This window comes from Hymenobacter ruber (assembly GCF_054783255.1).
The window spans coordinates 1-2,899 of the sequence record NZ_BAAGQX010000005.1 but is presented as its reverse complement, the minus strand read 5'-3'; the positions used below and the strand labels follow the sequence as shown (position 1 = coordinate 2,899).

General features: G+C 54.7%; 1 rRNA gene. It reads left to right on the top strand.

Features of this window, described 5'->3' with window-relative positions:
* Window positions 1–22: 22 nt before the first annotated feature.
* Window positions 23–2,899, top strand: a 23S ribosomal RNA gene (locus ACYVM5_RS21715); the annotation flags it as partial.

The window sequence follows — 2,899 nt, the reverse complement described above, 5'->3', positions numbered from 1 at the left end:
AATCAACAAGTGTGATTACGAAAGAGAAGTAACAAAGAGCACACGGGGGATGCCTAGGGTCTCAGAGGCGACGAAGGACGCGATAAGCTGCGATAAGCCCGGGGTAGAGGCACATACTCGTTCATCCCGGGATTTCCGAATGGGGCAACCCCTTGACTGGAAGAGTCAAGAACTGACTGGTTTATCCAGCAGTGGCAAACGCAGGGAACTGAAACATCTAAGTACCTGCAGGAAAAGAAAATAACATATGATTCCCCAAGTAGTGGCGAGCGAACGGGGAGGAGCCCAAACCGGGTTGGTTACGGCCAGTCCGGGGTTGTAGGGCCGCGACATCTGATTGAATCGAGTTAGCTGAACTGCTTGGGAAAGCAGGCCATAGACGGTGAGAGCCCGGTAAGCGACAATTCTGATTCACGGTAGCGGTACCCTGAGTAGGGCGGGGCCGGAGAAACCCCGTCTGAAGCGAGCGGCACCATCCGCTAAGGCTACATACTCCTGAGACACCGATAGTGAACTAGTACCGTGAGGGAAAGGTGAAAAGAACCGGGAATACCGGAGTGAAAAGAACCTGAAACCGTGTGCTTACAAGCAGTTAGAGGGAATTCGTTTCCTGATAGCGTGCCTTTTGCATAATGAGCCTACGAGTTACTCCTCCCCGGCAAGGTTAAGTGGTTGAAGCCACGGAGCCGCAGCGAAAGCGAGTCTGAACAGGGCGCGCAGTCGGGGGGGGTAGACGCGAAACTTTGTGAGCTACCCTTGAGCAGGTTGAAGGTGCGGTAACACGCACTGGAGGACCGAACCAGTTTCCGTTGAAAAGGATTTGGATGACTTGAGGGTAGGGGTGAAAGGCCAATCAAACTGAGAAATAGCTCGTACTCCCCGAAATGTATTGAGGTACAGCGTCGCGGTGGAGGTCACTGGAGGTAGAGCTACCAATAGGACTAGGGGGTGTCAGAGCCTACCGAATCCTGATGAACTCCGAATGCCAGTGGCTATACGCGGCAGTGAGGCCTGGGGTGCTAAGGTCCCCGGCCGAGAGGGAAAGAACCCAGACCAACAGCTAAGGTCCCTAAATCTAGATTAAGTTGAACAAAGGAGGTCCAGTTGCTTTGACAGCCAGGAGGTTGGCTTGGAAGCAGCCATTCCTTTAAAGAGTGCGTAACAGCTCACTGGTCGAGCGACCGGGCATCGATAATACGCGGGCATCAAATCTAGTACCGAAGCTTTGGATGTAACCTGCAAGACGGTTACGTGGTAGGGGAGCATTCTCCTTGCGGTGAAGCCGCGTCGTCAGGCGTGGTGGAGCGTGGAGAAAAGCATATGTAGGCATGAGTAACGATAATGGGGGTGCGAAACCCCCACGCCGATAGACTAAGGTTTCCAATTCAACGCTAATCGGAATTGGGTTAGTCGGGACCTAAGGGGCAGCCGAAAGGTGAACTCGATGGACAGCAGGTTAATATTCCTGTACTAATGACAGCAAGTGATGCAGTGACGCAGAAGTGAAAGCACCGCGGGCGGACGGAAGTGCCCGTTGAAGGCCGTAGGTAGTGGGACCGTAGTTAAGTACGCGGACCTAGCCGAAAGCTGATAGTACCGCACGACCTTCGGGTCACGCGGATAGTGTGCCTAATCCGACTGCCAAGAAAACCTGCTAAGCGTTTTAACGCTGTTATTACCCGTACCGCAAACCGACACAGGTAGTCAAGGAGAGCATCCTGAGGCGCTCGAGTGAATCACGGCCAAGGAACTCGGCAAAATGGACCTGTAACTTCGGGAGAAGGGTCGCTTCCTTCTAGCAATAGAAGAAGCCGCAGTGAAAAGGCCCAGGCGACTGTTTAACAAAAACACATGACTTTGCTAACGCGCAAGCGGACGTATAAGGTCTGACACCTGCCCGGTGCCGGAAGGTTAAGAGGGGAACTTAGTCGCAAGGCGAAGGTTTGAATCGAAGCCCCGGTAAACGGCGGCCGTAACTATAACGGTCCTAAGGTAGCGAAATTCCTTGTCGGGTAAGTTCCGACCTGCACGAATGGTGTAACGATCTGGGCGCTGTCTCAGCCGTGAGCTCGGTGAAATTGTAGTCTCGGTGAAGATGCCGAGTACCCGCCACGGGACGGAAAGACCCCGTGCACCTTTACTATAGGTTGCCATTGGTGTTGGGTTCAGTATGTGTAGCATAGGCGGGAGGCGCTGAGCCGGGGACGCTAGTTCTCGGGGAGCCGACGTTGAAATACCGCCCTTACTGTGCCTGATGCCTAATCCCAGGATTCTGGGAGACAGTGGCTGCTGGGTAGTTTGACTGGGGTGGTCGCCTCCAAAAGAGTATCGGAGGCTTTCAAAGGTCCGCTCAGTCCGCTTGGTAACCGGACGCAGAGCGCAATAGCAGAAGCGGGCTTGACTGTGAGGCCGACTAGCCGAGCAGGGTCGAAAGACGGATATAGTGATCCGGTGGTTCCGCATGGAAGGGCCATCGCTCAAAGGATAAAAGGTACGCCGGGGATAACAGGCTGATCTCCCCCAAGAGCTCATATCGACGGGGAGGTTTGGCACCTCGATGTCGGCTCGTCACGTCCTGGGGCTGGAGAAGGTCCCAAGGGTTCGGCTGTTCGCCGATTAAAGTGGCACGCGAGCTGGGTTCAGAACGTCGTGAGACAGTTCGGTCCCTATCTGTGGTGGGCGTTGGAAATTTGACAGGACCTGTCCTTAGTACGAGAGGACCGGGATGGACCAGCCGCTGGTGCGCCGGTTGTACCGCCAGGTGCAGCGCCGGGTAGCTACGCTGGGACGAGATAAGCGCTGAAAGCATCTAAGTGCGAAACTCACCTGGAGATGAGATTTCCCAATTGAAGGCCCGTCGGAGATGACGACGTGGATAGGCGGCAGGTGAACAAGTGGA